At 61.5% G+C, this 25,729-nt stretch carries 18 protein-coding genes and 1 pseudogene; 11 read left to right on the top strand and 8 right to left on the bottom strand.

Features of this window, described 5'->3' with window-relative positions:
• Window positions 1-40 precede the first annotated feature (40 nt).
• Entirely contained in the window at window positions 41-478 is a 438-nt protein-coding gene (locus AB4N82_RS23120; protein ID WP_032885300.1) for an HIT family protein, read from the bottom strand.
• A gap of 263 nt (window positions 479-741) precedes the next feature.
• Between AB4N82_RS23120 and AB4N82_RS23115 the strand changes: the two genes are divergently transcribed.
• The 5 genes from AB4N82_RS23115 to AB4N82_RS23095 are packed head-to-tail and all read left to right on the top strand — an operon-like array spanning window position 742 to window position 5,931.
• A complete protein-coding gene (locus AB4N82_RS23115; protein WP_032885301.1) occupies window positions 742-1,797 on the top strand; it encodes an AMP-binding protein in 1,056 nt (351 codons plus the stop codon).
• 11 nt (window positions 1,798-1,808) lie between these two features.
• A complete protein-coding gene (locus AB4N82_RS23110) occupies window positions 1,809-2,585 on the top strand; it encodes an ABC transporter ATP-binding protein (RefSeq protein ID WP_032885302.1) in 777 nt (258 codons plus the stop codon).
• Window positions 2,586-2,587: 2 nt separating this feature from the next.
• Window positions 2,588-3,469 (top strand): branched-chain amino acid ABC transporter permease, encoded by an 882-nt coding sequence (locus AB4N82_RS23105; RefSeq protein WP_032885303.1) that lies wholly within the window; start codon window positions 2,588-2,590, stop codon window positions 3,467-3,469.
• Window positions 3,470-3,492: 23 nt separating this feature from the next.
• Window positions 3,493-4,560, top strand: a complete 1,068-nt coding sequence (locus AB4N82_RS23100; RefSeq protein WP_095184622.1) for a branched-chain amino acid ABC transporter permease — start codon at window positions 3,493-3,495, stop codon at window positions 4,558-4,560.
• Between the two features lie 39 nt (window positions 4,561-4,599).
• Complete coding sequence (locus tag AB4N82_RS23095) at window positions 4,600-5,931, top strand: ABC transporter substrate-binding protein (RefSeq protein ID WP_122681101.1); 1,332 nt, start codon at window positions 4,600-4,602, stop codon at window positions 5,929-5,931.
• 962 nt (window positions 5,932-6,893) lie between these two features.
• Here the strand turns inward: AB4N82_RS23095 and nirD are convergent.
• Together nirD and nirB are read right to left on the bottom strand one after the other, a co-directional pair.
• Complete coding sequence (nirD, locus tag AB4N82_RS23090; RefSeq protein WP_122765235.1) at window positions 6,894-7,256, bottom strand: nitrite reductase small subunit NirD; 363 nt, start codon at window positions 7,254-7,256, stop codon at window positions 6,894-6,896.
• Window positions 7,256-9,799, bottom strand: a complete 2,544-nt coding sequence (gene nirB / locus AB4N82_RS23085) for a nitrite reductase large subunit NirB (RefSeq protein WP_122757592.1) — start codon at window positions 9,797-9,799, stop codon at window positions 7,256-7,258. The genes nirD and nirB overlap by 1 nt, the downstream gene beginning before the upstream one ends.
• Window positions 9,800-10,413: 614 nt before the next feature.
• On the opposite strand from nirB, the gene AB4N82_RS23080 reads away from it, so the two are divergent.
• The 3 genes and pseudogenes from AB4N82_RS23080 to AB4N82_RS23070 all read left to right on the top strand — a co-directional run bounded on the left by AB4N82_RS23080 (window position 10,414) and on the right by AB4N82_RS23070 (window position 16,493).
• Window positions 10,414-14,403 carry a molybdopterin-dependent oxidoreductase gene (locus AB4N82_RS23080; RefSeq protein WP_122765236.1) on the top strand — a complete coding sequence of 1,330 codons (3,990 nt, stop codon included), beginning with the start codon at window positions 10,414-10,416 and terminating at the stop codon, window positions 14,401-14,403.
• 137 nt (window positions 14,404-14,540) lie between these two features.
• Window positions 14,541-15,638 (top strand): annotated as a pseudogene (locus tag AB4N82_RS23075) (cache domain-containing protein); the annotation flags it as partial.
• A gap of 87 nt (window positions 15,639-15,725) precedes the next feature.
• Window positions 15,726-16,493: a methyl-accepting chemotaxis protein gene (locus AB4N82_RS23070; protein ID WP_371260683.1), complete on the top strand. Its 768-nt coding sequence runs from the start codon at window positions 15,726-15,728 to the stop codon at window positions 16,491-16,493.
• Between the two features lie 1,319 nt (window positions 16,494-17,812).
• On the opposite strand, the gene AB4N82_RS23065 is transcribed toward AB4N82_RS23070, so the two are convergent.
• Window positions 17,813-18,583 (bottom strand): nucleotidyltransferase domain-containing protein, encoded by a 771-nt coding sequence (locus tag AB4N82_RS23065; RefSeq protein WP_442117547.1) that lies wholly within the window; start codon window positions 18,581-18,583, stop codon window positions 17,813-17,815.
• 2 nt (window positions 18,584-18,585) lie between these two features.
• Window positions 18,586-19,611: a UV damage endonuclease UvsE gene (locus tag AB4N82_RS23060; protein WP_032885311.1), complete on the bottom strand. Its 1,026-nt coding sequence runs from the start codon at window positions 19,609-19,611 to the stop codon at window positions 18,586-18,588.
• A 172-nt stretch (window positions 19,612-19,783) separates the two neighbouring features.
• Here AB4N82_RS23060 and AB4N82_RS23055 point away from each other — a divergent pair, with 172 nt between their 5' ends.
• Both AB4N82_RS23055 and AB4N82_RS23050 read left to right on the top strand, forming a co-directional pair.
• Window positions 19,784-20,197, top strand: coding sequence for a DUF2231 domain-containing protein (locus AB4N82_RS23055; RefSeq protein WP_032885312.1), 414 nt, complete (start codon window positions 19,784-19,786; stop codon window positions 20,195-20,197).
• The gene (locus AB4N82_RS23050; RefSeq protein ID WP_122765238.1) at window positions 20,194-21,486 is read left to right on the top strand and encodes a PQQ-dependent sugar dehydrogenase; all 1,293 of its coding nucleotides are present in this window, start codon (window positions 20,194-20,196) and stop codon (window positions 21,484-21,486) included. The genes AB4N82_RS23055 and AB4N82_RS23050 overlap by 4 nt, the downstream gene beginning before the upstream one ends.
• A gap of 33 nt (window positions 21,487-21,519) precedes the next feature.
• Here AB4N82_RS23050 and AB4N82_RS23045 read toward each other — a convergent pair whose 3' ends face one another.
• Entirely contained in the window at window positions 21,520-22,428 is a 909-nt protein-coding gene (locus AB4N82_RS23045; RefSeq protein WP_122765239.1) for a LysR substrate-binding domain-containing protein, read from the bottom strand.
• A 92-nt stretch (window positions 22,429-22,520) separates the two neighbouring features.
• On the opposite strand from AB4N82_RS23045, the gene AB4N82_RS23040 reads away from it, so the two are divergent.
• Window positions 22,521-23,498, top strand: coding sequence for a DMT family transporter (locus AB4N82_RS23040; RefSeq protein WP_122765240.1), 978 nt, complete (start codon window positions 22,521-22,523; stop codon window positions 23,496-23,498).
• Between the two features lie 30 nt (window positions 23,499-23,528).
• Here the strand turns inward: AB4N82_RS23040 and AB4N82_RS23035 are convergent, their stop codons facing one another.
• Together AB4N82_RS23035 and AB4N82_RS23030 are read right to left on the bottom strand one after the other, a co-directional pair.
• Complete coding sequence (locus AB4N82_RS23035; protein WP_032885315.1) at window positions 23,529-24,932, bottom strand: MFS transporter; 1,404 nt, start codon at window positions 24,930-24,932, stop codon at window positions 23,529-23,531.
• A gap of 143 nt (window positions 24,933-25,075) precedes the next feature.
• On the bottom strand, window positions 25,076-25,600 hold the full coding sequence (locus AB4N82_RS23030) for a GNAT family N-acetyltransferase (RefSeq protein ID WP_122765241.1): 525 nt from the start codon (window positions 25,598-25,600) through the stop codon (window positions 25,076-25,078).
• Between the last annotated feature and the right edge of the window lie 129 nt (window positions 25,601-25,729).

Here is a 25,729-nt window from a genome sequence, read left to right as displayed (position 1 = left end):
AATAAAAGTTGACGCCAATGCGGCTGCACGCTCTCGCCTCTCAACTGGGTTGACGCAGCAACCGCTCGATGGCCTTGCGCAAATCCCCATGCACCTCTTCGGCATAAGGAACAGCATTCTTCCAGTCATAAAACCATGCCGGCATCCGGCGCTTGTCGTCGGGTTCCGAGGCGTAGCGCGGGAATATATGGCAGTGCAACTCAGGCTCGGAGTTGCCCAGGATTTCGTAATTCATGCGCTGGGCGTCGGTGGCGTGCAACACCGCATCACCGAGGCGCGCCATGTCCAGCAGGTAAGTCGCGCGGGCTTCGGTATCCAGGTCGTTCAAACTCGCGACCACCGGATCGGGCAGCAGCAGGCAGTAGCCCGGCAGAAACTGCACATCCCCCATCACCGCCCAGCCCGAGGCCATGCGGCAGATAACCTTCTCATTGGCGCCGATGCGGGCCAGGGCTACGCGTTCCGTGATCAGTGGCATGTAGGGTCCTTGATGGGGGCAAGATGCGGGCGGCATTTTAACGCTTGCCCCCTGCTTTTCAGCAACGGGAACAGTCCAAGGGAGTTACCTGACAGGCCACCTGAGGAAACGCCTGTTGCCCCACCAACAGCAGTTGCACAGCTTGTGCTGAATCCAAACAGGCTCTCCCTTTTAAAATTAAACGTATCCCTTTGAAATAAAAGCATTTATCCCCCTGGCATGGCGCGTGCAATCACCTTTGCATCGACCCAAAGGACACACCCATGCCCCAGACACTGCCCCAGGCGCTGCTGCATCAAGCCCACACCCGAGGGTCGGCGATTGCCTTGCGTTACAAGCGCCTGGGCATCTGGCAAGAGCGACGTTGGAGCGAGCTGGCAGACGACATACGCCAACTCGCCGCAGCCCTTCACCAGCGCGACTTCGGGCCTGACGATGATCTGCTGATCATCAGTCAGGCGCGCCCCGAAGCCTTGCTGCTGGCACTGGCCGCGCAGTGGTTGGGGGGGAGCGTCACGCTGCTCGATCCCGAGCGCGACAATCGTGCGCTGCTGGTGCAACTGCGGCCGACATTTGTTCTCGCCGAAAACGCCGAGGCGATTCCGTCAATCAGTGGGCCCGGTGTGGTGGTGTACCTCGATGGGCGCGGTCTGGATCAACACAAAGGCCCCCACTTGGTCGCTTATGCGGACTTGCGCACGGACCTCCCTGCCCCGGCGTGCGCCACTCAGTCAACCGCCCTCGCCTTTGTGTTCCACGCCGATACCCGCGTGCAGTTGACCCACGGGCAGTTGCTCATGGACGCGCGCACTTTGGTGGCCCGCGAACACCTCGACGCCAATGAGGAAGCCCTGGCCGCGCGGGTTTTCGCCGCCAGCGGGCAGGCGCGCTACTTGCTGGCGCCCTGGCTGCACGCTGGTTTTCGCCTGAACTTCCCCGAAGCCCTGGCCACCCGTGACACCGACCGCCGCGAGCTAGGCCCAACCTTGGTGCTGGGCACCCGTGAATCCTACGGCCGTCTGGAACAGTGGGCACGTGAGCGCCTGCCGCTGCCGGGCACATTCAGTCATCGCCTGTACCGCTGGGCGATGCAGCCAACCCCATCGATCATTCGCCGCTGGCTGGGCCACTGGCTGGTGCGTCGACCATTGCTCGATGTGCTGGGCATGAGCCGCTTGCGCGTGCCCTTGCTGGTAGGGCCAGCGTTGAGCCCGGACAGTGCGGCGTTCTTTACCGCCCTGGGCATCGATCCCGGCCGTTGGCAAGAGCCAGCGCCCCAACACCAACCCGCCGACCAACGACTGCCTCACGCTGTCTGACGAGCCCCACCATGCATGCAACCACTCAAGCGGTCTTACTGCGGCTCGATGACATTACCCTGTCGTTCAAGGGCATCAAGGCCATCACCTCCATCAGTTTCGACGTCAAGGCCGGGGACATCTGCGGGCTGATCGGCCCTAACGGCGCCGGCAAGAGTTCGCTGCTCAATGTGATCAACGGCGTTTACCACCCCCAAAGCGGCAGCATCCACTACGCCGGCCACACCCGACGGCGCATGCGCGCGCATCAGGCGGCCGAAGGCGGGATTGCGCGAACCTTCCAGAACATCGCGCTGTTCAAGGGCATGAGCGTGCTCGACAACGTGCTCACCGGGCGCAACCTCAAGCGCCGCAGCAGCTGGATCGAGCAGATGCTGCGCCTGGGCCGAGCCCCGCGCGAGGAGGACGCGCACCGCCTGCACGCCGAAAAAGTCATCGCGTTTTTGCAGATCCATCCCTGGCGACACGTGCTGGTGGGCACCCTGCCCTATGGCCTGCAAAAGCGTGTCGAACTGGCCCGCGCCCTGGCGTCCGAGCCGACCCTGTTGCTGCTGGATGAGCCCATGGCCGGTATGAACGCTCAGGAGAAAGCCCAGATGAGCCAATTCATCCGCGACATCAACCGCGAGTTCGGCACCACCGTGGTGCTGATCGAGCACGATATCGGTGTGGTCATGGGCTTGTGCGACCACGTAGTGGTGCTCGACTACGGCCGCAAGATCGGCGACGGCACACCCGAGCAAGTGCGCGCCAACCCCGATGTCATCGCCGCCTATCTGGGAACTTGAGCATGGAATTTTTCTTTGAGGTGCTGATCGGCGGCCTGTTGGCGGGCGTGATGTATTCCCTGGTGGCGATCGGTTTTGTGCTGATCTACAAAGCCTCGGGCGTCTTCAACTTCGCCCAGGGCGCCATGGTGCTGTTCGCCGCGCTGACCTTTGTCAGCCTGCTGGAGCGCGGCTTTCCGTTTGTCTTCGCGTTTTTGCTGACCCTGGTGAGCATGGTGGTGCTTGCGCTGCTGATCGAGAAAGTGGTGCTGCGGCCCCTGGTCAATCGCCCGCCGATCATCCTGTTCATGGCCACCCTTGGGCTGTCCTACATGATCGAAGGCTTCGCGCAATTCCTCTGGGGTGCGCAGGTGCATGGCCTGGATTTGGGCATTGCCGACGAGCCGCTGGAAATCCGCGGCATGCTGCTCTCGCAGTTCGACCTGTTCGCTGCCGGCACCGCCGCCGCGTTGGTGCTCGCCCTGTCATTGCTGTTCAACAAAACCCGTATCGGCCTGTCGCTGCGTGCAGTCGCAGACGACCCGCTGGCGTCCATGGCGGTGGGCATTCGCCTGCCGCGCATCTGGGCCCTGGTGTGGGCCGTGGCGGGGTTCGTCGGCCTGGTGGCCGGGTTGCTCTGGGGCGCACGCCTGGGGGTGCAGTTCTCGCTCTCGCTGGTGGTGCTCAAGGCGCTGCCGGTGCTGATCATCGGCGGTTTCTCGTCCATCGGCGGCGCGATTGTCGGCGGCTTGATCATCGGCGCGAGCGAAAAAATCGCCGAGATCTACCTCGGCCCGATCATCGGCAGCGGCATTGAAAACTGGGTGCCTTACGTCCTTGCCTTGCTGTTCTTGCTGGTGCGCCCTGCCGGGTTGTTCGGCGAGCGCGCCATCGAACGGGTCTGATCGTTTTTTGAGGAAATGCCTGCATGCTGTATCAAGAAGTCGGTCAAATCAGCACCTCCTACGCGGCCGAGCGCCGCACCTTTCGCCTGCGCCAGGACCGCATCGCGCTGTGGCTACTGCTGGGCTTTGCCTTTGTGGTGATGCCGTGGTTGGGCAACGACTACTGGTTCAGCGCGATCCTCGTGCCGCTGCTGGTGCTGTCCCTGGCCGGCCTCGGCCTGAACCTGCTGACTGGCTACGCCGGGCAACTCTCTCTGGGCTCGGCGGCGTTCATGGCGGTGGGCGCATTTGCCGCCTACAACCTGCAATTGCGCGTACCCGGTTTGCCGTTGCTGGTGAGCTTTGGCCTGGGCGGCGTGATCGCTGCGCTGGTGGCGGTGTTCTTCGGTCTGCCGAGCCTGCGCATCAAGGGCTTTTACCTGTTGGTAGCGACCCTGGCCGCCCAGTTCGTGGTGGAGTGGGTGCTGACCCGCTTCAGTTGGTTTACCAACGACAACGCATCCGGGGTCATCACCTCGCCGCCATTGCTGATCGCCGGGGTTGATTTCAGCTCGCCATGTGGCCGCTACTTGCTGACCCTCAGCGTGGTCGTGGCGCTGTTCTGGCTCGGTAAAAACCTGGTGCGCAGTGAGCTGGGCCGCAACTGGATGGCCGTGCGCGACATGGACACCGCCGCCGCCGTGATCGGCATTCGGCTGCTCAAGGCCAAGCTGCTGGCGTTTGCCATCAGCGGCTTCTACCTGGGTGTCGCGGGGTCGCTTTGGGCCTTCGCCTACCTGGGCACGGTGGAGCCTCACGGCTTCGACCTGAGCCGCTCATTTCAGGTGCTCTTCATCATCATTATCGGCGGCCTGGGCAGTGTGCTCGGCAACGTCCTCGGCGCGGCCTTCATCGTGTTGTTCCCGATCCTGCTGGGCAACCTCTTCGCGTTGCTGCCGGCCGGATTGATGGACGCCGGCCAGCTGGAAAACCTTCAGAAGATGCTGTTCGGTGCACTGATCATCACCTTCCTGATCAAGGAACCGGAGGGGCTGGCCCGACTGTGGCAGCGCTTTCGTCAACGGGCCAGGGTATGGCCGCTGCGTTACTAACTTACTAACCCCCGAGCTGAACCCCGAGGAACTGCCTCCATGAGACACCCCGCACCGCTGCGCCGCCTGGCCTTGGGCCTGGCCTTGATCACCGCCACGCTCACGGGCACCGTCCAGGCCGCCAACGAACAATACTTTCCGTTGCAAAGCTATCGGGTTGGGCCCTATGCCGCCGGTGGCACCGGCTTCTTCGGTGGGTTTATCGACTACCTGCAATACATCAACGCCAACGGCGGCGTGAACGGCGTCAAGTTGACCTGGAGCGAATGCGAGACCGAGTACGTGGTGGAAAAAGGCGTCGAATGCTACGAGCGCCTCAAGGGCGGTCTCAACGGTGCGCCCGCAGCAGCCACCAACCCGCTGTCGGTGGGCATCGCCTACGCCACGCTGGATCGCTCGACCGCCGACAAACTACCGCTGATCACCATCAACCACGGGCGCACCGACTCCACCGACGGCAGCGTCTTCCCCTACGTGTTCCCGTTGCAGCTCAACCCGTATTCGGAAGTCTCGGCGATCATCAACTACATCGGCCAGCGCGAAGGCGGCGCTGACAAACTCAAGGGCAAGAAAATCGCCGTGCTCTACCACGGCTCGCCCTACGGCAAGGAAACCAACGGGGTACTGGAAACCCTGGCCAAAAATGCCGGCTTCGAATTGACCCTGCTGGAAGTGCCACACCCTGGCAACGAGCAACAATCGCAGTGGCTGAACATTCGCCGTCTCAAGCCGGACTGGGTGATCCTGCGCGGCTGGGGCGTGATGAACCCGGTGGCGCTCAAATCTGCGCAAAAAGTCGGTTACCCGGCTGATCACATCATCGGCAATATCTGGAGCAACTCGGAAGAAGACGTGTTGCCGGCCGGCAACGCAGCCAAGGGTTTTATCTCCATCACCACCCACCCGTCCGGCACCGATTTCCCAGTGCTGCAAGGCATCAAGCAAAGCGTGGTGGACGCGGGCAAAGGCAACCTGGCCGATCCGAAGCGCTTCGGCACGGTGTACTACAACCTCGGTGTGGTGAACGGCATTCTCAACGTCGAAGCCGTGCGCCTGGCCCAGGAAAAATACGGCCACCAGCCCCTCACTGGCGAACAAGTGCGCTGGGGTTTCGAACACCTGAACTTGGACGATGCACGTCTTCAGGCCCTGGGCGCAAAAGGCCTGGTGCAACCGCTAAAACTGTCCTGCGCCGACCATGAAGGCGGCGGCGCGGTGCGCTTCCAGCAGTGGGATGGCCAGCGCTGGAACCTGATCAGCGATTGGGTACAAGCCGACCGCGCGCTGCTGCGGCCGATCATCGAAGCCTCGGCGGCGCAGTACGCGAAGGAGAAAGGCATTACGCCGCGTGATTGCAGCAAAGAGCAGTAGGATTTCTCCACCGCAATGCGGTTTTATGTGGGAGGGGGCTTGCTCCCGATAGCAGTGGTTCAGCCATACCGATATTGACTGACACACCGCCATCGGGAGCAAGCCCCCTCCCACATTTTGACCGAGGTGTATCAGCTCACTGCGAGTTCCACCACGCCCTCATTCAATCGCACCGGCCACACCTGCAATCGCTGGTGTGGCGCCTCCAGGCACTGGCCGTCCTAGTACGCGAGGGAGAAAGGCATTTCCCCCCGTGATTGCAGCAAAGAGCAGTAGGATTTCTCCACCGCAATGCGGTTTTATGTGGGAGGGGGCTTGCTCCCGATGGCGGTGGTTCAGCCATACCGATGTTGACTGACACACCGCCATCGGGAGCAAGCCCCCTCCCACACTTGGACCGAGGTCGATCAGCTCACTGCGAGTTCCACCACGCCCTTATTCAATCGCACCGGCCACACCTGCAATCGCTGGTTCGGCGCCTCCAGGCACTGGTCGTCCTAGTACGCAAAGGAGAAAGGCATTACGCCGCGTGATTGCAGCAAAAAGCAGTAAGATTTCTCCACCGCAATGCAGTTTTATGTGGGAGGGGGCTTGCTCCCGATGGCGGTGGTTCAGCCATACCGATGTCGACTGACACACCGCCATCGGGAGCAAGCCCCCTCCCACACTTGGACCGAGGTCGATCAGCTCACTGCGAGTTCCACCACGCCCTCATTCAATCGCACCGGCCACACTTGAATCGCTGGTGTGGCGCCTCCAGGCACTGGCCGTCCTAGTACGCGAGGGAGAAAGGCATTACGCAGCGTGATTGCAGCAACTAGAGCAGTAAGATTTCTCCACTGCGATGCAGTTTTTTATGTGGGAGGGGGCTTGCTCCCGATAGCAATGGTTCAGCCATACAGACGTTGACTGACACACCGCCATCGGGAGCAAGCCCCCTCCCACATTTTGGCCGAGGTGAATCAGCTCACTGCGAGTTCCACCACGCCCTTATTCAATCGCACAGGCCACACCTGCAATCGCTGGTGCGGCGACTCCAGGCACTGGCCGTCCTGCAAGCGGTAATGCTGCTTATAGATCGGCGCAGCCACCACCAAATCGCCCTTGATACTGCCGACCAATCCACGGCCAATTACATTCGCCCCCGACTCGGGGTCATGGTTGTCGATGGCGAACAGCGTCTGTTCCTGCGCACCCGGCAGGTAGAACAGCGCCACTTGAGCGCCGTCCAACCACACCACTACGCCGGAGTTGCTCACCAGGTCTTGCTCACTGCACACCCCTTTCCAGGTGGACAGGTGGTGCTGAGTGTCAGGCTGGCTCATCAGGCAATCTCCTCGATGACGGGAATCAGGTTGAGTTCGGTGGCCATGATCGGCCGGCGCTGGCCGCGTTCCTGGACAAAGTGGATGTCCGGGTCGGGGCGTTTGTCGTTGACGAAGGTGCGGAAGCGCTTGAGTTTTTCCGGATCTTTGAGGGCGTTGGCCCACTCGCATTCGTAGCGGTCGACGACCAGCTGCATCTGCGCTTCCAGCTCCGCGCCCAGGCCGAGGCTGTCGTGCAGGATTACGTCTTTGAGGAAATCCAGGCCACCTTCCAGGCTTTCGCGCCACACAGAGGTGCGTTGCAGTTTGTCGGCGGTGCGGATGTAGAACATGAGGAAGCGGTCGATGTACTGGATCAACGTGGCGTCGTCGAGGTCAGTAGCGAACAGTTCGGCATGGCGCGGACGCATGCCGCCGTTGCCCGCGATGTAAAGGTTCCAGCCCTTCTCGGTGGCGATCACGCCCACGTCCTTGCTCTGGGCTTCGGCGCATTCACGGGTGCAGCCGGACACCGCGAACTTGAGTTTGTGCGGCGAACGCAAGCCCTTGTAGCGATCCTCGATCAGCAGCGCCATTTTCACGCTGTCCTGCACGCCGTAGCGGCACCAAGTGCTGCCCACGCAGGACTTCACCGTACGCGTGGATTTGCCATACGCGTGCCCGGTCTCAAAGCCAGCGGCGATCAGCTCGGCCCAGATATCCGGCAGCTCATGCAACTGCGCGCCAAACAAGTCGATGCGCTGGCCGCCGGTGATCTTGGTGTAGAGGTCGTATTTCTTCGCCACTTCACCGATTACGATCAGCTTGTCGGCCGTGATTTCACCACCGGGAATCCGTGGCACCACCGAGTAGGTGCCGTTCTTCTGCATGTTGGCCATGAACGTGTCGTTGGTGTCCTGCAACGGCACCAACGAGGCGTCCATGATTGGCTGGTTCCAGCACGACGCCAGGATCGAACCGACCGCCGGTTTGCACACGTCGCAACCGGTGTGGCCACGGCCGTGTTTGGCCAGCAGTTCTTCGAAGGTGGTCACCCCTTCCACACGCACCAGGGCATAGAGCTCCTGACGGGTGTAGGCGAAGTGTTCGCACAGGCTCTTGTCGACGCTGACGCCACGGGCAATCAACTCGTGTTCAAACACTTGCTTGAGCAAGCCCGCGCAACCGCCGCAACCGGTGCAAGCCTTGGTCTGGGATTTGAGCAGGCCGAGGTCGCTGCAGCCGCCGTCGATGGCCGAGCAAATCGCGCCTTTGGTCACGTTGTGGCAGGAACACACCGTGGCCGACTCCGGCAAAGCGCCTGGGCCGAGAGTCGGTGCACCGGCGGACGACGGCAGGATCAGGCTGGCCGGTTCCGCAGGCAGTGCAATCGCGTTCTGCATGTATTGCAGCAACGTGTCGTAGTAGCTGTTGTCGCCAACCAGCACTGCGCCGATCACATGCTTGCCCGATGCGTCCACCACCAGGCGCCGGTAACTGGCGCTGGCCTCGTCGATGAACTGATAGCTGCGCGCACCCGGCGTGTGGGCATGGGCGTCGCCGATGGAACCCACGTCCACGCCGAGCAGTTTGAGCTTGGTGGACATGTCGGCACCGACAAAGGGCTCGGCGACCTGCCCGCATAACAGCGCGGCTACCCCGCGGGCCATCTGGTACCCCGGCGCGACCAGGCCGAACAGGCTGCCGTTCCACGACGCGCACTCGCCAATCGCGTAGATGTGCGGATCGCAACTCAAGCACTCATCGTTGATCACCACCCCGCCACGCGGACCAATCTCCAGGCCAGCCTGGCGCGCCAGGGCGTCCTGTGCGCGGATGCCGGCGGAGAACACGATAAGGTCGGTTTCGAGGAATTCGTCGTTGGCAAAGTTCATGCGATAGCGGTACTGCTCGCCCGCACTGATCGACTGCGTGGCACGGGACAGGTGCACACCGACGCCCAGCCGTTCGATCTGGGCCTTGAGCGCCAGACCGCCGAAATCATCCAACTGCACTGGCATCAAGCGCGGTGCGAACTCCACCACATGGGCTTCCAGCCCCAAGCTTTTCAGGGCGTTGGCGGCTTCCAGGCCCAGCAGGCCACCGCCCACCACCACACCACGTCGGGCATTGGCTGCCGCTGCACGGATGGCATCAAGGTCGTGCAAGGTGCGATACACCAACCGCGAATCCCCTTCGGCGCCTTCGATCGGCGGCACGAACGGATAGGAGCCGGTGGCCAGGACCAATGTGTCGTAGGCCACGCAGCCCTGAGCCGTGATCACCTCACGGCGAACGCGGTCGATCTCCAGCACCGGCACGCCCAGGTGCAACGTCACTCCCGGCGTCTGGTACAGCGACGCCTCGGAGAGTGCCAACGATTCGGCATCGCGGCCCGTGAAATACTCGGACAGGTGCACACGGTCATAGGCGCGCATCGGCTCTTCGCTGAACACATGCAGGTGGTAGTGTTGCAGCGCGCCGCGCTCGATCAGTTGCGCCACACAATGGTGACCGACCATGCCATTGCCAACGACGATCAGGGTTTTCATCGGTTTGTTCATATCAGCACCTGACAACATTCATCACGGTTTAAAAAGCAAAAAAAAACGCCTGAAACCTTGCGGTTCCAGGCGTCTTTGCCTGTTCTTATGCGGGATCTGTTCGGACGACTTCGCCGGATCCATCGCTTTATGCCCATGACCTCAATGGCCTGTCGATCGTCGTTGACCGAGTGGGGTTGACGGGGAGCTTGCAGGCTCTGTGCCAATCGGCCGCGGAGCCGTACGTGGCGCCGCTGCAGTCCCGTCGCGTTGCCTGGACAGCGTGGATTGCGCATCCAACTGGTGCGTGTTGCATCAAAAAGGCGCACTTGCATCATCAATTTCCTGGCTGATGAGTGTTGGGGCTGCTTCGCAGCCCAGCGCGGCCGGTGCGACGATTCGACTAGCCCGCACACCCCAACAGCCAGGTCACCAGAACAACCCGGTTCTTCACAAAAAAGCACCCATTGCAGCGTTCGAAAAAACCTGGCGCGTGACTTGCTAGGAACACCTGCATAAAGCAGTCAACGCTGATTGCCCATTCACGACAAAGGCGCCGTGCAACCCCCGTTTCCAAACGGAGGGTTGCAGGGCGCTTTTTTTGTTGGCGGGTAAAAAAGTTTAGAGGGTGACGGATGGCAAACCAAAGCGTACGTAGCGTGTGTCCTTATTGTGGCGTCGGCTGCGGCATCGTGATGCAAGTGGAAAACAATAAGGTGGTCAAGGTGATCGGCGACAAGGCCCACCCCACCAACGTTGGCCGCCTGTGCACCAAAGGCACTACGTGCGGCCAAGCCATCGCCGAGTCCGGGCGCATGGAAAACGCTTACCTGCGTGAGCAGCGCGATCACGACCCGGTGCGGGTCGCCATGGACACCGCCATCAGCGAAACCGCCGGCCGTTTGCGCCATATCCTCGACCGTGACGGCCCCGATGCGTTGGCGTTCTACGTGTCCGGACAAATGTCCCTGGAGGCGCAGTACCTGATCAACAAATTGGCCAAGGGGTTTGTGCGCACCAGCAATATCGAATCCAACTCGCGGTTGTGCATGGCCAGTGCCGGCAGCGGCTACAAGCTGTCCCTCGGTTCCGACGGGCCACCGGGTTCCTATGAAGACTTTGACCGCGCCGACCTGTTCTTCGTGATCGGCGCCAATATGGCTGACTGTCATCCGATTTTGTTCCTGCGCATGATGGACCGGGTCAAGGCCGGGGCGAAGCTGATCGTGGTCGACCCCCGGCGCAGCGCCACCGCCGACAAAGCTGATCTGTACCTGCCGATCAAACCCGGCACCGACCTCGCGCTGCTCAATGGCCTGCTGCACCTGCTGGTGAAAAACGGCCACACCGACCCCGGCTTTATCGCCACGTTCACCGAAGGTTGGGAGGTTATGCCCGGTTTTCTTGAGGACTACCCGCCCCACAGCGTCGCTGCCATCACGGGTTTGGCCGAAGCGGATATCCGCCAAGCCGCCGACTGGATCGGCCAGGCCGCCGAGTGGATGAGCTGCTGGACCATGGGCCTCAACCAAAGCACCCATGGCACCTGGAACACCAACGCCTTGTGCAACCTGCACCTGGCCACCGGCGCGATTTGCCGCCCGGGCAGCGGGCCGTTTTCCCTCACCGGCCAACCCAATGCCATGGGCGGCCGCGAAATGGGCTACATGGGCCCGGGCCTGCCAGGACAGCGCTCGGTCATGGTCGACGCCGACCGCACATTTATCGAAGACCTCTGGCAAATCCCGCCTGGCCACCTGCCGCGCGAAGCCGGCAACGGCACCGTGGCGATGTTCGAACAGATGGCCGCCGGTCAGATCAAAGCCTGCTGGATCATCTGCACCAACCCGGTGGCCAGCGTGCCCAATCGCCAAACCGCTATCGACGGTTTGCGCACAGCAGAACTGGTGATCACCCAGGACGCCTACCTCGACACCGAGACCAACCGCTACGCCGACATCCTGCTGCCCGGCGCGCTGTGGGCCGAGGCCGAAGGGGTGATGATTAATTCCGAGCGCAACCTGACCCTGATGCAAAAGGCCGTCGATGCACCCGGTGAAACCTTGCCGGACTGGAAGATCATCGCCCGTGTCGCCTGTGAAATGGGCTTTGCCGACGCGTTCACGTATGCCAGCGCAGCCGACGTGTTCGAAGAAATCAAACGCGCCTGGAACCCCAAGACCGGCTATGACATGCGCGGCGCCAGCCATGCGCGCCTGCGTGAACAACCGTTGCAATGGCCTTGCCCTTCAGCCGACGGCGCAGACCGAAACCCGATCCGCTACCTGAATACCGGCACGCTCAGATTCGCCACCGACAGCGGCAAAGGCCAATTCTTTCCGCGCCCCCATATGCCGCCTGCGGAAATGCCCGACGACCGCTTCCCTTTCGTGCTCAACACCGGCCGCCTGCAGCACCAGTGGCACACCCTGACCAAGACCGGCAAAGTCGCCACCCTGAACAAACTCAACCCCGGCCCGTTCGTGGAGATCCATCCCGACGATGCCGCGCGCCTCGGCATCACGGCCAAGGATCCGGTGGAGGTGCGCTCCTTGCGTGGGCGTGCCGTGCTGCCTGCGGTGATCACTGACCGCGTGCGGCCCGGCAACTGCTTTGCGCCCTTCCACTGGAACGATGTGTTTGGCGAGCACTTGGCGATCAATGCGGTGACCAACGATGCCGTCGACCCGATTTCCCTGCAGCCCGAGTTCAAGTGCTGCGCGGTCGCGCTGGCCCGAGTCGAGCTGATCGACCATCAATTCCTCGACCAACCGGCGCCCACTTCCCATGACCTTCCGGAGGACCTCACCATGTCGCGCCTTGACGCCTTCGCTGATCTCACCGGTATCCGTAACAGGCCGGCGCCGTCACTGAGCGACAGTGAACGCACCTACCTCGCCGGCTTCCTCAGTGGCCTGCACTCCAGCACCACGCGGCAGGACGCTGGCGTCCCGGTGATGCCGGCAAGCGCGCCATTGGCCCAGGACACCCGCTTGTGGCTGGACGGGTTGCTCGGTGGTTTGTTCAGTCGCACAGGCGCTGCACCGCTCCCCTCCCCGGACGTCACCCTGTTGTGGGCCTCGCAGACCGGCAACGCCGAAGCCCTGGCCGAGCGCTTCACCAAACGCCTGCGCGAAGCGGGCATCAGCGTGGAGCTGAGCGCCATGGCGGACTTCCCGACGAGCAAACTGGCGAGTACCCGGAACCTGGCGCTGATCAGCAGCACCTTTGGCGACGGCGACCCACCGGACAATGGCGAAGGTTTCTGGCACAGCCTCAGCACCGTCGACACGCGCCTGGAGTCCCTGCGCTTTGCCGTACTGGCCCTGGGTGATCCGAATTACGACCAGTTTTGCAAGCACGGCAAAAGGCTTGACCAGCGCCTAGTGGAACTGGGTGCCACACGCCTGCTGGAACGCGTCGACTGCGATACCGAATTCGAAGAACGCGCCGATGCCTGGCTGACGAAGTTGCAGCAAACCCTCAACCCGGCAAAGCCCGTCACACTGGCCGCCACACCCGCCGGCAAAACCAAACTGCATCAATCACGCCTGCTGCTCAACCGGCACCTGAACCCCCAGAACGCCCACAAGGAAACTCGCCAATTCGCCCTGGACCTGGCGGACTCCGGCCTGACCTACGAAGCCGGAGACGCCCTCGGTGTGCGGCCGCGCAACTGCCCGGAACTGGTGAGCGAACTGCTGGAGCTGACCCACCTGAGCGCCAGCGCCTCGGTAAACATCGACACCTTTGGTGAGGTATCGCTGCAACAGGCGCTGACCCAGCACTTCGAGATCGCCCGTCCTGGCAGCGAGACCCTGGCCTTTATTGCCGAGCGCAGTGCCAATCCGGGCCTGGAACAACTGCTGCGGCCCGAGCGCAAGGCTGAACTCAAAGACTGGCTATGGGGCCGACAGCTCACGGATGTGCTGCAGCAATATCCCATCGACTGCTCGGCGGACGAGCTACTGGGCACCCTCAAACGTCTGCAACCGCGTCTGTATTCGATTGCCTCCAGTGCCAAGGCCCATCCCCACGAAGTGCACCTGACGGTGGCCGCCGTGCGTTATGGCAAGCGCAAAGGCGTGTCCTCCACCTTCCTCGCCGACCGCGTCGGCGACGGCGAAGTGCCGGTGTTTGTGCAGCCGTCCAAACACTTCCGCACGCCCAACGACGGTGACGTGCCGATGATCATGATCGGTCCCGGCACCGGTGTGGCGCCGTTCCGTGCGTTCTTGCAGGAGCGTCGGGCCCTGGGGCATCAGGGGCGTAACTGGCTGTTTTTTGGCGAGCAGTACGCCGCCAGCGATTTTTATTACCAGGACGAACTGCAAGGCATGCAGCGCGACGGCCTACTCACTCATCTGAGCCTGGCGTTTTCCCGCGACCAAGCGCAGAAGATCTACGTGCAGGACCGCATCCGCGAACACGGCGCCGAGCTGTGGCGCTGGTTGCAGGACGGCGCCAAGCTGTACATCTGCGGGGATGCCAGCCATATGGCCAAGGACGTTGACCAAGCACTGCGCCAGGTCGCAAATACCCACGGCGGACTGGGCGTAGAGGACGCCGTGGAGTACTGGCGCCAACTGAGTGAGCAGAAGCGTTATCTGCGTGATGTCTACTGATTGGATACAGAACAATCGCCGATTGTATTGTGTACAAAAAACCCTAAAGATTTGCCGGAATCTAGCCGAAACAGCGGTGATAGCAAATCGCCGCGCTGCGGGTGCAGAATGCGACGGTTTCACCACCCTCCGTGCTGATGGTCGTCTCGATGAAAATAAAAAATAAGCTTGTACTGGCGTTTGTCTCTGTCGCGTTTATCCCGGTCAGCCTGGTGGCGGTGATCTCTGTCATGAACACGCGGACCCAGGCGGTCGATCAATTCATCGACGGTAGCACCCGCGAAATCCGCCAGATCGATGGCAATATCCGTCAGTTCTTCGACGGCACGCTGCAGAACGTCGATCAAATGGCCACGGATCCTGTATACACCTCCGTCAACACCCTCAAGAATTACCAACCCGCCGACGCCGCCAGCCAACCGATGCCTGCGGCCGCGCAAGAGGTGATCGACCGATTCGCCCGGTTTGGCGCCACCCATCCGGCGGCGGCCATCCTGTCCATCGGCCTGGAAGACGGCACCTACGTCAAATGGCCCGATGATCCACAACTGGCTAAATACGATCCACGCACACGCCCCTGGTACAAGGCCGCGATGGCCAGCCCCGGCAAGACCGTGCGCACCCCGGCGTACTATTACGACAAAGACGACGTGGCCCTGGTGGGCACCGCGCGGGCATTGCTGGATAACGCCGGCAAGGCCAAGGGTGTGTTCGTGGTCAGCGTGTCGCTGAAGAACCTCACCGAGTTGGTCAAGAGCATCAAGCTCGGCGAAAGCGGCTACGTAATGCTGATCGAGGACGGTGTGGTGCTGGTCGACCCGCGCGACGCCGCCCACAGCTTCAAGCCGCTCAAGGAGCTGGGTGCCGCCTATGCGCACTTGGCCGAGACACCCCAGGGTTCTACCGAAGTGGAAATCAACGGCGTGCGCTACATGGCCAACGTGTGGACCTCCCCCGGCCTGGGCTGGCGCTATATCGGCCTGATCGAACACCGCGAAGTCATGGCCGAAGCCACGCGCATGACCTACCTCACCGCCGTCATCGTCGGCGTGCTGGTGCTGATCTTCGGCGTGCTCGCGGCGGCGTTTTCCAAAGTGATCGTCAAGCCCATCGGCCAGGTCAGTACCGGTTTGCAGTCGATTGCCGAGGGTGAAGGCGACCTGCGCCACGAACTGCACGTGCAGGGCAAGGATGAAACCGCTGAACTCGCTGGCTGGTTCAACAAGTTCCTCGCCGCCATCCGCCAATTGATCCAGCACATCGGCGCGGCCTCGGCCAATTTGCACAACGCCTCCAAGGTCAACAGCGAAGTGGCGCACAACATGAACGAAGCCGCCGGGCGCCAGCGCGAGGCCGTGGAACTGGTGTCCACTGCATTCAACGAAATGGTCGCCACCGCTAACGAAGTCGCGCGCTCCTGCAGCAGCGCGGCAGAGTCGGCGGAGAACGGCCATCGCCGTGTGGCCGAGGGCAAGCAACAGATCGAAGTCACCACCGATAACGTCAACCGCCTAGGCCGCCGTCTGACCGAGTCGTCCGACGCCATGGTCGAACTCGAAGCCGGCAGCCGCAGCATCAACCAGATCATCGGCACCATCCGCGCGATTGCCGAACAGACCAACCTGCTGGCGCTCAACGCCGCCATCGAAGCAGCCCGCGCCGGTGATCAGGGCCGTGGTTTTGCGGTAGTGGCCGATGAAGTACGGGCGCTGGCCAAGCGCACCTCCGACTCCACCGGCGAAATCGAAAACCTGCTGGGCACCCTGGAAAACAAGACCCAGGAAGTCACGCAAAAAATGGGCAGTTGCCTAGACCTGTCACGGGCCAGTGTGTCGTCCATTGAAAGCGCGCGGGACAGCTTTGAAGGCATCCAGTTGTCGGTCAACGAGATCCGCGATCAGAACCTGCAAATCTCCGCCGCCGCCGAGGAACAACACAGCGTGGCCGAAGAAATCAACCGGCATATCCAGCAGATCTACGACGAAGCGCGCCTGGTGGAAAGCCTGGCCAACTCAGCGCAGGACGACTCGGGGCGCTTGTCGAATTTGTCGGATGAGCTCAATGGCTTGGTGGGACGCTTCAAGTCCTGAGGCTTGGCAAGCACATTGATCAACCGCAGCCCAGCGCGGGGCAAGCCCGCTCACCACAGGATTATGTGTTGGTCTTAGGAAGTATGGAGATGGCCATGCTGCAATGGCCGTGGGCATCTACACATCTGTGGTGAAGACATAACCTGAGAAAACGACGCTATTGTGGTGAGCGGGCTTGCCCCGCGCTGGGCTGCGAAGCGGCCCCAATAAGACCACCGCGTTGGCCCAGTAAAACCGCGTTGCCAGGTTTTGGGGCTGCTTCGCAGCCCAGCGCGGGGCAAGCCCGCTCACCACAGGGTTATGTGTTGGTCTTAGGAAGTATGGAGATGGCCATGCTGCAATGGCCGTAGGCATCTACACATCTGTGGTGAAGACATAACCTGACAAAACGACGCTCTTGTGGTGAGCGGGCTTGCCCCGCGCTGGGCTGCGAAGCGGCCCCAATAAGACCACCGCGTTGGCCCAGTAAAACCGCGTTGGCAGGTTTTGGGGCTGCTTCGCAGCCCAGCGCGGGGCAAGCCCGCTCACCACAAAGTGTTATGTGTCAGCCTTTAGGAAGTATGGAGATGGCCATGCTGCAATGGCCGTGGGCATCTACACATCTGTGGTGAAGACATAACCTGAGAAAACGACGCTATTGTGGTGAGCGGGCTTGCCCCGCGCTGGGCTGCGGAGCGGCCCCAATAAGACCACCGCGTTGGCCCAGTAAAACCGCGTTGCCAGGTTTTGGGGCTGCTTCGCAGCCCAGCGCGGGGCAAGCCCGCTCACCACAAAGTGTTATCTGTCAGCCTTTAGGAAGTGTGGAGATGGCCATGCTGCAATGGCCGTGGGCATCTACACATCTGTGGTGAATACATAACCTGAGAAAACGACGCTCTTGTGGTGAGCGGGCTTGCCCCGCGCTGGGCTGCGGAGCGGCCCCACTAAGACCGCCGTGATTTCTTAGTAAAACCGCGTTGGCAGGTTTTGGGGCTGCTTCGCAGCCCAGCGCGGGACGAGCCCGCTCACCACAGGGTTATGTGTTGGTCTTAGGAAGTATGGAGATGGCCATGCTGCAATGGCCGTGGGCATCTACACATCTGTGGTGAATACATAACCTGACAAAACGACGCTCTTGTGGTGAGCGGGCTTGCCCCGCGCTGGGCTGCGGAGCGGCCCCACTAAGACCGCCGTGATTTCTTAGTAAAACCGCGTTGCCAGGTTTTGGGGCTGCTTCGCAGCCCAGCGCGGGGCAAGCCCGCTCACTACTGGGTCATGTGTTGGTCTTTAGAAAGTGTGGAGATGGCCATGCTGCAGTGGCGGCCTCACGGCCAACACCTTTATTGCTGTTGCGAGGCCATCCAACCCAGAAATGTCTGCAGCCGGATCGTGAAGTTGTCGACTTCGGCTTCAGGATTTCGCGCTTCAAACAGAAAGAACGCCACCTGCGTGATCATCGTCGGATAACGTCTGACGAACAGTGCAACATGCTCTTCGAGTGTCTGTGGCCACGTTGTCGCATCTTCCGAGCGCAACACATGCGTGGCACGCACAACCTTGCGCGACGCCTCACGCTGCAAGCGCAATCGGTCCTGCTGGGTAGCGGCTTGCGCAATACGCGTGAGGTAGCCGGCCAGCACGTGTTCAAAGTCGGCATTCAACGCCACGGCAATGTCGCGGGACGGCCGAAACCGCTCGAAATGCAGGGAAAGATCATTGCCCCACAGGCAGCGGCAATGGTGCTTGAGCCAGAAGCCCCAACTGTTGCTGTTGTCAGCCGCTAACACTTGCCCACGACTGCCGATGTCAAAATCGACCTTAATGACTTGCGGGTGCCGTTGCTCCAACGCCCGGCGAATCGCTTCCAGACGCGCCAGCAGCGGCGCGGTGGGCGGTTCGCGCAGCACCAGCGTGAGGTCCAGGTCAGAGACACCGGGCGTGGCGTCTCCCCTTGCGACACTGCCGTACAGATAGAGACTGTCCAGCCCCAAATCATCCGGCGACAGCGAAGCGCAGACATCCTCAAGCAATGCCTGGAACTCAGGCTGCATAGGGTTGTGGGGGACGCTTAGGATATAGCCATCCGGGTCAATACCCGAGCTGTTCGACATCATCACGACTGTCTCTTCCAGTGCTCATAAAACGCCAGCGCTGCCACGTTTTTGTCCTTGGATTCCAACATGATGTCGAAGCGCTCCAGAAACTGCAGCGCGTAGTTGTTGGTCCAGCGGTTCCACATCTGCGCGCTGTGGGCATACAGGTCACGCTTGGAGACCACCTGCAACAGCGCGTCCATTTCCAACTTGTGCTCGGCGTCGAAGCCCAGTTCCTGGAGGACTTCCTGGGGCTGGGAGTAATGCATGGTCGGCCGCACGCCGCGCCAGCTGTCGATCACGCGAGTGACGCGTTCGCTGCTGGGATCGATGTACTCGTTTTCGTTGATCCAGCAGTGGTGAATATCGAGCACCACCGGCGCCAGATCGGCGACTTGCAGGCAGTGGTCGAGCCCGTAGGTCTTTTCATCGTTCTCGAAGGTGATGCAGTTGCGCGCCACCTCAGACAAGCGCGACCACACCGCGCGAGTGCCCTCAACGCCCAGGCGTCCGGCGATGTGCACGTTGCACTTGAGGTCCTGGAACTGCCGCCCGTAGCCCATCATGCGGATCATGTCGGCGTGGTATTCGAATTCGGCGAGGCTGTTTTCAACCACGCCGGGGTTTTCCGAACCGAGCACGCAGTATTGGCCAGGGTGGAACGACAGCCGAATATCCGAGGCACGCGCCAGCTCGCCGATGGCGGCGAAACCTTCAATCAATTGGCGCTCGATGGCGGGATCTTTATAGACGTCGGCGACTTTCGGATGGCTGTAGAACGGCAGCAGGTCGCTGCTCAAGCGCAGCATGCGCAAGGTTGGCGGCAGTTGGGCGACATAGGCCAACAGGCGCAATTGCGCTGCCAGATTATGGGTGACCACTTCGACCAATTTTTCGCGGGCGACCTGCGGCGTAACCCCGTCCATCCAGCGCAAGGTGGTCGTGCGGGGGTTGAACGGGCCTTCGATCAGCTTGAGGGCGCTGGGCGACAATAGGCGTTCGGGGTGCTTGTACTGGCATGCGAAGCCAATGCGAGGGTGTGTCATAGAGGCGCCTGGCGAAAGGAAAGTACACGATGATACGGCCTTATGCATGGGCTCTGGCAGCGGGCTCATAATATTTAGACACCAATCAACCTGAACTTTCCGACAAGCGCCGCGCTCATTTCCTATGCGCTGCCCCGCCCAGGGGCGTTGGATAAAAAGGAGCCGCCCCCCCATGACTACCCTCTCCACCTATCGCCCCACGCCAGGTCCGCTGCATGCGACCTTGCTCGCCGGCACCGTGCCGCTGTTTCTTGGCGCGTTGCTCAGTGACATCGCCTACACCCAGACCTACCAGATCCAGTGGGCGAACTTCGCCTCCTGGCTGATCGCCGGTGCGTTGGTATTCGGTGGTTTTGCGCTGCTGTTTGCACTGGTCAACCTGCTGCGCGCCGAGCGTAAGGCCGGGCAACCTACTCGGTATGTCCTGCTGTTGTTGGCCACCTGGATACTCGGTCTGGTCAACGCGTTCCAACACGCCAAGGACGCTTACGCCTCCATGCCGACCGGCCTGGTGTTGTCGGCGATCGTGATGCTGCTGACGCTCGCAGCGACCTGGACCGGCCTGCGTTCGGGAGGTGTGAAATGAAAACCTCCAGCACATTGACCCTGTTGAGTGCCACCCTGCTGTTAAGCGCCTGCGGTGGCGAAGGCGATAAAACCCAGGCCCGCGGCCCTGATCCCAAATTGCCGGAACAACAAAGCAGCCTGCTGCCGAGCATGAAGATCGCCGAGCCCGCGCCATGGGGCGATCAGAAACCCAAAGTGCCCGAAGGCTACAGCGTCACGGCCATCGCCACCGACCTGGCCATCCCGCGCCAGACCCTGGTGCTGCCCAACGGTGACATCCTCGTCGCCGAAGGCCGTGGCGGCAGTGCGGCCAAGCTCAAGCCCAAGGATGTGATCGCCAGCCTGATCAAGGCCGAGGGCAACACCAAGGTCAAGAGCGGCAACCGCCTGACCCTGCTGCGCGATGCCGACGGTGACGGCACCTACGAGCTGAAAACCGTGTTCGCCGACAACCTCAACGCGCCCTATGGCCTGGCATTTGCGGACGGCAAGCTCTACGTCGCCAATCAGGATGCGCTGGTGCGTTTCGACTACACCGACGGCCAGACCAAGGCCAGCGGTGCGCCGGTCAAAGTCACCGACCTGCCGGCACAGATCAACCACCACTGGACCAAGTCCCTGGCCGTGAGTGCCGACGGGCGCCAGCTGTACGTGGGCATCGGCTCCAACAGCAACGTCACCGAACGCGGCATGGAAGTGGAGATCGACCGCGCCATGGTCTGGCAGATCGACGCCGCCACCGGCGCGCACAAGCCCTACGCGACCGGGCTGCGCAATCCCACGGCGCTGACCATTCAACCCGACTCCGGGCAACTGTGGACAGTGGTCAATGAACGCGATGAACTCGGCCCCGACCTCGTGCCGGACTACCTGACGTCGGTGCGTGAAGGTGCCTTCTACGGTTGGCCCTACAGCTACTGGGGCCAGAACGTCGACCCGCGCGCGCAACCACAGAACCCAGCCAAAGTCGCTGCTGCGATCAAGCCGGATTACAGCTTGGGCTCTCACGTGGCGGCACTTGGTGTGGACTTTTCCATCCCGGCCATGGGCGAAAAATTCGCCGACGGCGTGTTCGTCGGCGAGCACGGCAGTTGGAACCGTGAGAATCCGGTGGGCTACAAGGTGATCTTTGTGCCGTTCAGCAATGGCAAACCGGCGGGTGAGCCGGTTGACTTCGCCACCGGCTTCCGTGGCGACGACGGCAAGACCCGTGGCCGCCCGGTGGGCGTGACGGTGGACCCCAAAGGTGCGCTGATCATTGCGGATGACTTGGCCAACACGGTGTGGCGCGTGACGCGTAACCAATAACAGCGCATTGAGTGTGCGACAGCTGATCAGCCGTCAGCTGTCGCCCTTTAATTGCTCCTGCAACCAGCCCAACAACGCCGCGATCTCTGGGCGGTCGCCCGCGCCTTGATGACGATAAATCGAAATCGCCTCGGGTAAATGCACGCTCTCCACACAGGGCCTGACCAGCGCCCCACTCTCGATCAGCCTGCTTGCCGTACGGCGCCAGCCCATGGCAACTCCATGCCCTTCCACCGCTGCCTGCAACATCAATGGATAACTGTCGAATGTGGCACTGCGCGCATTGACGGCCACTGTCTGCCCGAATACCTGCAACCAACTGTCCCACTCCATCAAGTGCGGAGGCTGGGAGCTGTGGTGCAAAAAAGTGGCCGACTGTAATTCGGTGAGCGACAGCGGTTGTCGCGCATCGAAGTAGCCCGGACTGCACACCGGGAACACTTCGTCAGCAGCGGTGAACATCAAGGGATGTGGGCCACTGGGTCGCCGCGAACTTTGCAGAGCAACGTCGAAGTGCGCATTGAACTCCGTCAGCGGCCGGGTTGAGGTCACGACCTGGATATCGAGATGCGGGTATTGCTGGTGGAAACTCGACAGACGCGGCATCAACCAATAGAACGCCTCGCACAGTTGGCAGAGCAGCACCACCCGGTCGCTGCGTTGCGCGGCGCGCAAGAGGGCTGCGCTGTCAGCGATGCTGTGCAATGCGTCGCTAACCACCCGCGCCAGGTCACCCCCTTCTTGCGTAAGGGATACCGCGCGGTTGCGCCGGTAAAACAGCTTCACCCCGAGGTTGTCTTCAAGCCCACGAATCTGTCGGCTGACAGCCGCCTGTGTGATGTGCAATTCATCCGCCGCCCTGGAGAAGCTGCACAGGCGCGCTGCTGCTTCAAAGGGCAACAAGCTGGCAAGAGGCGGCAAGGTTTTACCGAGCGTATTCATAATCTGAAGTTATGCATTCAGGGCCGAGAACTCGTTTGTAGCACAGCCTCGCGGCTAGGCACCATGGATCTCTCGCCTGATGGATAACCCTGATGACCTTACCGCAGAGCTCGATATTTGTTGGCGTAACCCTGGCGGTCATCTCGACCCTGGGCTGGGCGCTGAACTTCATCACGCCTTACGTCAGTGGCGAATACACCCTCTACGACCTGATGGTGGTGCGTTTTTTGATCGCGGGCGCGCTGGGTGTATTGGGCGTGATTCTGTGGCGGGCGCACCTGCGTTTGTTGCGGCCTGGCCAGCTCTGCCTCGCCGCAGCCCTCGGCGCCTTGGGCTGCCTGGGATACGGCGCGTGCATCGCTGCGGGAGTCATGTTCGGCGGCCCGGTGCTGACGCCGACGCTGGTGGGGATGGTCCCCGTGTTGCTGGCTCTGCTCGGCAACGCCAGGGACAAAACCGTGCAGTGGCGCAGGCTGGCGATGCCGTTGACGTGCCTGACCGTGGGGCTGTTGTTGGCCAATCTGAGCAGCCTGCACCAGCCTTCATTGAGCCTTGCTTCCTGGTGGTTGGGGCTGCTGTTTTCGCTGAGCGCGGTTGGCTTGTGGATGGGCTTCAGCGTGATCAATCAAAAGCAATTGATGCACCTTCCCGCGTCGAGCATTGGACTCTGGAGCGCGTTGATGCTGCTCGGTGCAGGCACCGCCACACTGGGGTTGCTGCCGCTGATACAGAGCTTCGGCCTGCTCAAGCTTCCGACGTTGGGCCTTGAGCTCTCCCGCGCTGGGCCGCTGTATGCCTGGAGCCTGACCATCGCGCTGATGTCGACCGTGGTCGGCGCCTGGGCCTGGAACGCCGCAACACAGCGCTTGCCTATGGTATTGAGCGGCCAATTGATCGCACTTGAATCACTCTTCGCCACCCTGCTCGGCCTGGGGTTTCACGGGCGCTGGCCAACGCCGATGGAAACCGCAGGCTTGGCCGCTGTGCTAACCGGTGTGGTGATGGCGGTGCGGATCATCCTGACCAGGGCAGACCCCGCCAGCACCTGCGGGGGTGCTGAACGGGTGTGAGGCGCAAGTGCACCTCGCGACCTGTGGTTTTCACAGGTCGGTGATTTCCTTGTGACGCGGTACCAAGGTCTTCATCACGCTCCACGCCACCAGGTAGGCCAGGGCGCAGATAGCAAACATGATCATGTAGCCGGTGTGGATGTCGTTGATTGACTTGTAATAGTCAAACACCCATCCGCCGATCTTGGTCATCACCACGCCGCCGATCCCACCGGCCATGCCACCGATACCGACCACCGAGGCCACGGTTTTCTGCGGGAACATGTCGGACACGGTAGTGAAGATGTTGCACGACCACGCCTGGTGCGCAGACGCGCCCACGCCGATCAGCAATACCGGCACCCAGAAGCTGATATAGCCCAGGGGCTGCGCCAACAACACGACCAACGGGAACAGCGCGATCACCAGCATGGCTTTCATGCGGCCGTCGTACGGGGCATCGCCGCGCGCCATAAAGTAGCTGGGGAACCAGCCGCCGCCGATGCTGCCGACCATGGTCATGCTGTACAGCACCGCCAGCGGCATCACGATATCGGCGCCTTTCATGCCGTATTGCGCGGACAGGTAAGTCGGCAGCCAGAACAGGAAGAACCACCACACGCCGTCAGTCATGAACTTGCCAAAGGCAAAGGCCCAGGTCTGGCGGTAGGTCAGCAACTTGAACCAGGAGACTTTCTTTTCGGGCGCGCCAGACGGGGCTTTGGTGAACGGCTGTACGGTCTGGTCACTGCGGATATAGGCCAGTTCTTCGGCCGACAGGCGTTTTTGCTGCTCGGGTTTTTCATACACCGCTGCCCACACCGCTACCCACAGGAAACCGAGCATGCCGATCACCATGAACGCGGCTTCCCAACCCCACATGCCAGCAATCAGCGGCACGCAGATCGGCGCCAGGATCGCGCCGACGTTGGCGCCGGAGTTGAAGATGCCGGTCGCGAAGGAGCGCTCTTTCTTGGGGAAGTATTCGGCAGTGGCTTTGATCGCGATCGGGAAATTACCCGCCTCGCCAATCGCCAGCACCGCTCGGGAGAGCATGAACCCGGCAATCGATACCGGAATCACCGCCAGCCCAATCGCACTGCTGACAGCGGCAATGCCCTCGCCCATCTGCACCGAGAACGCATGCATGACGGCGCCGGTGGACCAAATGGCGATGGCGACCACGTAAGCGGCCTTGGTGCCGATCTTGTCGACAAAGCGCCCAGCAAACAGCATGGAAATCGCATACACGAACTGGAACACCGCCGCGATGTTGGCGTAATCGGTATTGCTCCAGCCAAATTGCGTGGACAACTGCGGTGCCAACAGGCTGAGCACCTGGCGGTCGAGGTAGTTGACGGTGGTGGCGAAAAACAACATCGCACAGATGGTCCAGCGATAGTTGCCTACCGCCTGGCCAACGCGCTGGGCGCTGATGGGCTCGTTCAGATTCATGGCATCACTTTTTATTTTTGTTAGGTAGGACATATGTAACGTCATATGTCGTCGTACAACTGCGACTTTTATATCGAGACCCATGAGCGGTGTCAATCTGAAAGATTGCCGCCTGTCTAGGGACTACGTAGTTACGAGAAGTTTCAGAGAGAGGTAGTTGTAGGATGACAAATGCGTAACACCAGACTCGGTGCCTGACCGGGCACATCATCGAGGACGCCAATGTGCTGCAGGCCCACCTTTTCCAACACGCGGATCGAGGCGGCGTGATCGGGCCGGACCAGCCCGAACACTTCGGGCAGGTTCAGGGTTTCAAACGCCAGCACCAGCGCATCGCGGGCAAGCTCGGTGGCATAGCCCTGCCCCCAGGCCTCCACGGCAAAACGGTAGCCGAGGTTGATGCGCCGCTCAGTGAGGTAGTTGAGCGGTGCGATACCGCCAAAGCCGATAAGGTGCTCTGGGGATTCACGCCGGGCAATCGCCCACCAGCCATAACCGTCGCGCGCCCATTGTGCGAGCCAGTGGTCGAGCAGCCGCCGCGCATCGGCAAGGCTTGCCAAGGGACCGGAAGGATTGAACCGGTTGGTCTGTGGGTCGCCGAAGATCGAGAACAATCGCGGCAGATCCTCGAGTGTTGGTGGGCGGTAGATCAGGCGTGAGGTGGGCATTGGGGTGGTTCTCTCAAGGATGTCGCTCTTTTTTGTGGTGAGCGGGCTTGTCGAATCGTCGCACCGCCCGCGCTGGGCTGCGAAGCAGCTCCATCAACGCCAACCCGGTTTTCCAAACAAACCAGGTTG

Source organism: Pseudomonas sp. H1_D04, from assembly GCF_054683855.1.
The sequence above is the reverse complement of the archived record's forward strand: the minus strand, read 5'-3'. Positions and strand labels throughout refer to the sequence as shown.